The organism is Prosthecobacter sp. (assembly GCF_044373815.1).
Classification (GTDB): Bacteria; Verrucomicrobiota; Verrucomicrobiia; order Verrucomicrobiales; family Verrucomicrobiaceae; genus Prosthecobacter.
Map to the genome: position 1 here is coordinate 1 of NZ_JBIPNG010000350.1, position 7083 is coordinate 7083.

Genomic DNA, 7083 nt, shown 5'->3' on the forward strand with positions numbered 1-7083 from the left:
TGGCGTCGTCGGTTGCAGGTGGCGTTTGCTGACGCAGATCGTCGCTGAAGGAATCGCAGAGCTGCTTCCAGACATCACGCCATTCCTGCATGCGAGTGAAGGAGAGGAAGTTCGATTTGCAGAACTTCCTCAGCGCATTGCGTGAACCGCCCGAGGCTTCGGGCGTGGCGTTCCAGATTTTGAGCAGTGTGATGAAATCGGACTCGGGAGCAGCGAAAGCCTTGTGTGCGGCGTTGGCGAGTTCGCGTTTTTCTTCGGGTCGTTCGCGGGGGTCGGGAATGCTCAGACCAGCGGCGATGATGAGAAGTTCCGGCAGGGCTTTCTCAACGCGCGCCTGCAGCAGCATGCGGCCCAGTGTGGGATCGAGAGGCAGACGGGCGAGTTCGCGGCCGAGGGGCGTCAGCTCGTGCGTTTCACTGAGTGAGCCGAGCTCATGAAGCAAATCGTAACCGGCACGGATGGAAGCACTGACGGGCGGATTGATGAAGGGAAAGTCCTCGATCTCGCCGAGCTTGTAGGCCTTCATGCGCAGGATGACCTCGGCAAGGTTTGCACGCTGAATCTCCGGCATGGTGAAGCGGTCGCGCTTGTCAAAATCCTCCTGTGAGTAGAGGCGGATGCAGATGCCGTCCTGCACACGGCCTGCACGGCCCGCACGCTGATTGGCACTGCTCTGCGACACGGCTTCGACGGGCAGGCGCTTGGTGCGTGTGCGTGGATTGTAGTGGCTGATGCGCGCGAGGCCGGTATCCACCACGTAACGGATGCGCGGAATGGTGATGGATGTTTCGGCGACGTTTGTGGCGATGACGACGCGGCGTTTGCGGCCCGGTTGGAAAATGCGCTGCTGCTCGGCGGAGGCCATGCGGCCAAAGAGGGCGAGCACTTCAAAGCCGGAACCGAGGCGGCCATCGAGAAGATCGCGCGTTTCGCGGATGTCACGCTCGGTTGGCATGAAGACGAGGACGTCACCGTCGTCAGTTTCAATGAGGGCGTTTTCGACGGCAGCGGCGGCACCGTCGATAAAGCCGAAGTCGTCTTCACCTCCCGAGAGCGGCGCGTAGCGAATATCCACGGGAAACATGCGCCCGGAGACTTCGATGATCGGTGCGCCACCAAACGCGGCGGAAAACGCCTCGGTGTCGATGGTGGCGGAGGTGACGAGCAGCTTAAGATCAGGCCGCTTTTTCAGCAGGCCCACGAGATAGCCGAGGAGGAAGTCGATGTTCAGTGAACGTTCGTGCGCTTCATCGAGAATAAGCACGGAATAGTTCCGCAGCATGGGATCGCTCTGGATCTCGGCCAGCAGGATGCCGTCCGTCATGAATTTGATGCGAGTGTCGCGGCTGGTGTCGTCGCTGAAGCGCATCTTGCAGCCGACTTCGCGACCCCAGGGAACATTAAGCTCTTCCGCCACGCGTTTAGACACGCTCATGGCCGCCACACGTCGTGGTTGAGTACAGCCGATCTGCCCGCGCGCATCGTGCAGGGCTTCGAGGCACATCTTGGGCAGCTGCGTGGTTTTTCCCGAGCCAGTTTCGCCTGCCAGGATCACCACCTGATTTTGGCGAATGGCCGCAACGATCTCGTCACGGCGGGCCGTGATGGGCAGGTCTGGAGGATAACTGATGTGCGGCATGGAGCGAAAACGGGCGAGGAGAGTAGGCGGAAAATGGCAGATGACGAATTCCGAATGACGAATGTCCCGAAGATGTACTATCGGCCATGGAGTCCACCCGCACAAAAACCGCACCTCAAGGCAATTGCGCCGTCACTGGCAAGTCACAGCCTATTTCCAAGCTCCTCGTGCTGCGGGAATTGCGGCCCAACATTGCCAACACCCTGCGCACCCATCATCCCGATCTGGCCGATGACTCACGAGTGAGCGCTGAGGCAGTGAACGCGGCGCGGCTGGAATACATGCGCCACTTGCTGGAGACACAGGTGGGCGATCTGACGAAGCTGGACGAAGAGGTGGTGGAGAGCCTGCACAAACATGAGGTGCTGAGCGAGCGGCCGCTTTCAGAAACTGAGGAGGTGCAGAAGCTCACCTTTGGTCAGTGGCTTGCGGACAGGATCGCGGCCTTTGGCGGGAGTCGGAGCTTTATCATTTCTTTCTGCCTGTTTTTGGTGCTGTGGATTGTGGTCAATGCCGGGGTGCTGTTGAAGCAACCCTTTGATCCCTACCCCTTCATCCTGCTGAACCTCATGCTGTCCTTCCTAGCCTCGCTTCAGGCACCGGTGATCATGATGAGCCAGAACCGGCAGGAGGCGCGCGACCGCCAGCACGCGGAGGGTGACTACAAAATCAATTTGAAGGCCGAACTTGAGATCCGCCACCTGCACGAAAAAATGGACTACCTGCTGCATCAGCACGCCACCAAGCTGATGGAGGTGCAGCAGATCCAACTCGACCTGCTGCGCGAGCTGGCGCACGGGCGAGGCAAGCCGCAAGTGTGATTCAGATCGAGCGCGGCAGCGGCCCGACTGGAATGAGTTTCACGTTTTGCGAAGGCAGCTTGGCACCGGTTTTGATCCAGTCGTGGAGAATCCGGACGTCCTTTTTGGAAATGGCATGGCCGCTGGGCGGCATGGCTCCGGGGATTTCATCAGGAAAGGTGACGACCTGGAAGAAGCGGCTGGCCTGAGGTTTGCCGGGGACAATCCAGTGGGAGCCGATGAGCTTCGACAAAGCATGCGTATCGTTGATCGGCGGCATCGTGGAGAGCCGGTTGTCGCCGTGGCAGTGCACGCATTGATGTTCGAGGACGGTGAGAGCGGGCCCCCAGTTTCCGGACTCGGCGCTTACGGTCACAGATTTGTCTTCCCAGACCGGCTGGGTGCAGGAGGAAAGCAAGACGAGGCAGGCTGAGAGCAGAAGTCGTTTCATGGCTCAGCATGCCAGCATTTCCCGGTCTTCACACCTCAATGCTTGTGCGGGAATTGGCCTACTCCTCACCTTTGAAGTACTCCACTTCCTGCATTTCGAAGGCTTTCCGGTGCGGTTTGGTCATCCATTTGCCGGAGTCGGGGTAGTGGATCACATCTGCCTGCGGCTGGTCGGCAATGACGAAAAAGGTGAGGTCTTCGGTGCCGTAGTTGATGAGCTGGTGGGCCTCTCCGGGCGGAAAGACGAGGTAGTCGCCCGCCTTGATGTTTTCCTGTCCCTTGGGGGTGCGCACCGCACCGCTGCCGCTGAGGATGTAGTAAGCCTCCCACTGGGCGGTGTGCTCATGGAAGGGAAAATTGAGCTTGCCCGCTGGAATGCGCTGGATTTCAAGATCGAAGGGATGGCCGCCAGCCCAGGTGCCGATGTCCTTCTGCCCGCCTGCGGCGATCGAGAGCGACCGCCGGGCGAGTCCGTACTTGCCTTGAGGGGAGTTTTGCTGGGTCCAGGGGATGTCTTCGGCATTGGTGCGGGTCATATGGGCAGGTTGTAGCACGCAACGGGCGTTTTGGCGTGCTTTGGAGCAAAGAATTTTTCAGCAAAACCGGCATCCCCACTTGCCAAACGGGCGTTTCCAATACAGTTAGAATCATTCTAATTCTAAATTCGTCATGCCCCCCTCCCCTTCACGCACTCCTGCCAAACCTACCGGTCTGGACTGCCGCCTTGCCGTGCTGGGTTCGGACGTACGCCTGACGCCGCACCGGCGTGAGGTGTTCGAAGTCCTGGCCTCCTCCACGGACCACCCCACGGCCTACGACATCCTGGACCGGGTGAAAAGCCGCAGCCCCGGCATGTCTCTGGCCACCGTTTACAACTGCCTGGAGCACCTGACCACCAACGGTCTGATCAAGCTCGTCCATCTGGAGCGTGGCCAGTCCCGCTACTGTGCGAACCTGCACGAGCACATCCATTTCCATTGCGAGACCTGCGGCAAGGTCATCGACGCGCACCCGACCACCGACTTCGACCCCGCCAAGTTCTGGAACCTTCCTGCCGGCACCAAGATCGCCCGCACGGATCTGGCCATCCACGGCACCTGCTCCAAATGCGCGGAAAAAGCCCTGCACTCGTAAGCCTGAACCCCAACCCCCTTTCCATGTCCCTCGAAATAAAAGCCCTCCACGCCAAGATCCCCGGCCGCGAAATCCTCAAAGGCCTGAACCTCACGATCAACCCCGGTGAAGTCCATGCCATCATGGGCCCGAACGGCTCAGGCAAGAGCACCCTGAGCAAGGTCCTCTGCGGCCACGACGACTACGAAGTCACCAGCGGCGAAGTCCTCCTGGATGGCGAAAACATCCTCGACATGGCCGTCGATGCCCGCAGCCGCGCCGGACTCTTCCTCGCCTTCCAGTACCCGCATGAAATCCCCGGCGTCAGCAACGCCAATTTCCTCCGTGCAGCCTTGAAGGCCCGCCTGCCAAAGGGTGAAGACATTGATGCAGTGAGATTCTACAAGCAGCTCTACGCCCGCATGGACCAGCTGGAAATGGACCGCAGCTTCACCAGCCGCAGCGTCAATGAAGGCTTCTCCGGCGGTGAAAAGAAGCGCAACGAGATCCTCCAACTCATGATGCTGGAGCCCAAGTACGCCATTCTCGATGAGACTGACTCCGGCCTCGACATCGACGCCCTCAAAATTGTCTCCCGTGGCGTGAACGCCATGCGCAGCGAGAACCGAGGCTTCCTCGTCATCACTCATTACCAGCGCCTGCTGAACTACATCCAGCCAGACATCGTCCACGTCCTCAAAGACGGCCGCATCGTGAAGACCGGCGGCAAGGAGCTCTCGCTGGAGCTTGAGGAGCGTGGCTATGACTGGGTGACTGATGAGTCACTGGCTACGGCAGCTTAAGCGCACAGAAACCCGCCAAACTTTAACATTATGGTCACCGCCCCAGACAACGACATCTCCGACATCAAGGTCGACAGCGTCGGCGATTTTACTTTCCCCGAGCGCAACAAGTACGACTCCGGCTTTGGCATCACCGAGAAGACGGTCGATTTCATCGCCGACGTGAAGAATGATCCCGACTGGATTCGCGAATTCCGGCACAAGGCGCTCAAAATCTTTCAGGACAAGCCGATGCCCACGCATTGGGCCACGAAGGATCTGGAGAACATCAAGTTCGATGAGTTCCGCTACTACCTCAGCGACGGCCAGAAGCCGAAGCGCTCTTGGGATGATGTGCCAGATGACGTGAAGAAGACCTTTGATCGTCTCGGCATTCCTGAGCAGGAACGCAAGTTCCTCGCGGGTGTCGAAGCTCAGTATGACTCCGAAGCCGCGTACTCGAACATCAAGGCTGCGGTCGCAGAGCAGGGAGTCATCTTCGTGAACAGCACCGAAGGTCTGCACAAACATCCCGAGATCTTCCGGAAGTGGTTCGGCAAGGTGATCCCGACGGGCGACAACAAATTTTCCGCGCTCAACAGCGCCGTGTTCTCCGGTGGCTCGTTCATCTACGTGCCGCCCGGCGTGAAGGTGAAGCATCCGTTGCAAGCCTACTTCCGCATCAACAGCGAGCAGTTTGGCCAGTTTGAGCGCACGCTCATCATCGCGGATGAAGGTGCTGAAGTGATGTACATGGAGGGCTGCACCGCGCCGAAGTTTGAAACCGCCACGCTGCACAGCGCGGTGGTGGAACTCGTGGCCATGAAGGGTGCCAAGATCCAGTATGTGACCGTGCAGAACTGGAGCAGCAATGTCTTCAACCTCGTGACCAAGCGCGGCATCGCGCATGAAGACGCCGAAGTGCGCTGGATCGACTGCAACATCGGCAGCCGTCTCACCATGAAGTACCCTGGCGTCATCATGAAGGGCAAGCGCGCCCGTGGTGAAGTCATCAGCATCGCTCTGGCCAACAGCGGCCAGCATCAGGACACCGGTGCCAAGATGGTCCATGCCGCCGATGACACGACGAGCAACGTCATCTCCAAGTCCATCTCCATCGGCCAAGGTCGCAGCACCTACCGCGGTCTGGTTCACATCCCGAAGCACCTCAAGGGCTGCAAGAACAACACCGAGTGCGATGCGCTGCTGATCAACAGCAACAGCCACACGGACACCTACCCCGCCATCAGCGTGCGGGGCAACCAGCACTCTACACAGCATGAGGCCAGCGTCAGCCAGGTCAGCGCGGATCAAATCTTCTACCTCATGCAGCGCGGCCTCACTGAAGCCGAAGCCATGAGCTTGTCCGTGAACGGTTTCATCAATGACCTCGTGAAGGAATTCCCGATGGAATACAGCGTGGAATTGAAGCGCCTCATCGACCTCGAAATGGAAGGAAGCGTGGGCTGATCTGACCCGCCGGCATCCAACAAACTTTGTCATTCGCCATGTCCGCCACTCTCGCACTAGCCCCCAAACACACTCCCGTCCCAGTGTCTCAAGACTCCGAAACTCCCGCTTCTTCCGGCCTCGAAATCACCGTGCCTGTGCGCGATGAAAAATCCGCACCCGGCTGGTTTCTCGCCCGTTCCGAAGCGGCCTGGGCTGAATTCCAGACGCTGCCGATGCCTGGCATCAAGGACGAGAACTGGCGCTACTCCAGCTCGAAGAAAATTGAACTCGCCGATCATAAGCCTGCCGCCGCACCCACGGATGCAAACACCGCTGCTGCTCTCGCGGCCACGGAAGGGCTCAAGGAACGTGCAGCACGCTTTGTGTTCGTGAACGACGTGCTCGTCGAGTCTGACACCACGAATCTGCCAGCTGGCGTGGTTTGCGTGACCTTTGCGGATGCGCTGAGGGATCACAGCGAGGTGCTCAAGGAGCACTTCATGCAGCGTGAGATGACACTGGGCTCAGCCAAGTTTGCCGCCCTGCACCTTGCTCACGTCAAAGCTGGCGCGGTCATCATTGTGCCGAAAAATGTGGCGATTGAGAAGCCCGTCGAAATCTTCCATTGGGTGGTCGGCGATCACGCAGCGATTTTCCCGCACACGCTCATCGTCACCGGTGACAATGCCGAGGTCAGCGTGGTTGATCATTACCGCAGCCTCGAAGGCGAAGGCGGCCTGAGCATTGCCATTGCCGATCTTGTCGGTGGTCGTGGCAGCAAGATCACCTACGCCGCCTGCCAGGAGCTGGCGGATGATGCGCAGGCGCTGCATCTTTCCAGCATCGT

General features: G+C 59.2%; 7 protein-coding genes and 1 pseudogene. 5 read left to right on the forward strand and 3 right to left on the reverse strand.

Features of this window, described 5'->3' with window-relative positions:
* On the reverse strand, positions 1–1639 hold a 1639-nt coding region (gene hrpA / locus ACIREA_RS22785), incomplete at its 3' end, for an ATP-dependent RNA helicase HrpA (protein ID WP_397384647.1).
* A gap of 86 nt (positions 1640–1725) precedes the next feature.
* Here hrpA and ACIREA_RS22790 point away from each other — a divergent pair.
* Positions 1726–2460, forward strand: coding sequence for a DUF1003 domain-containing protein (locus tag ACIREA_RS22790; RefSeq protein ID WP_397384648.1), 735 nt, complete (start codon positions 1726–1728; stop codon positions 2458–2460).
* 1 nt (position 2461) lies between these two features.
* On the opposite strand, the gene ACIREA_RS22795 is transcribed toward ACIREA_RS22790, so the two are convergent.
* Both ACIREA_RS22795 and ACIREA_RS22800 read right to left on the reverse strand, forming a co-directional pair.
* Positions 2462–2890 carry a hypothetical protein gene (locus tag ACIREA_RS22795; protein WP_397384649.1) on the reverse strand — a complete coding sequence of 143 codons (429 nt, stop codon included), beginning with the start codon at positions 2888–2890 and terminating at the stop codon, positions 2462–2464.
* A 58-nt stretch (positions 2891–2948) separates the two neighbouring features.
* Complete coding sequence (locus ACIREA_RS22800) at positions 2949–3425, reverse strand: cupin domain-containing protein (protein ID WP_397384650.1); 477 nt, start codon at positions 3423–3425, stop codon at positions 2949–2951.
* A gap of 133 nt (positions 3426–3558) precedes the next feature.
* Here ACIREA_RS22800 and ACIREA_RS22805 point away from each other — a divergent pair, with 133 nt between their 5' ends.
* From ACIREA_RS22805 to ACIREA_RS22820, 4 genes and pseudogenes are all read left to right on the forward strand, one after another.
* Positions 3559–4023 (forward strand): Fur family transcriptional regulator, encoded by a 465-nt coding sequence (locus tag ACIREA_RS22805; RefSeq protein ID WP_397384651.1) that lies wholly within the window; start codon positions 3559–3561, stop codon positions 4021–4023.
* A 23-nt stretch (positions 4024–4046) separates the two neighbouring features.
* On the forward strand, positions 4047–4805 hold the full coding sequence (gene sufC / locus ACIREA_RS22810) for a Fe-S cluster assembly ATPase SufC (protein WP_397384652.1): 759 nt from the start codon (positions 4047–4049) through the stop codon (positions 4803–4805).
* Between the two features lie 30 nt (positions 4806–4835).
* Positions 4836–6254, forward strand: coding sequence for a Fe-S cluster assembly protein SufB (gene sufB / locus ACIREA_RS22815; RefSeq protein ID WP_397384653.1), 1419 nt, complete (start codon positions 4836–4838; stop codon positions 6252–6254).
* Positions 6255–6292: 38 nt separating this feature from the next.
* Positions 6293–7083 (forward strand): annotated as a pseudogene (locus ACIREA_RS22820) (hypothetical protein); the annotation flags it as partial.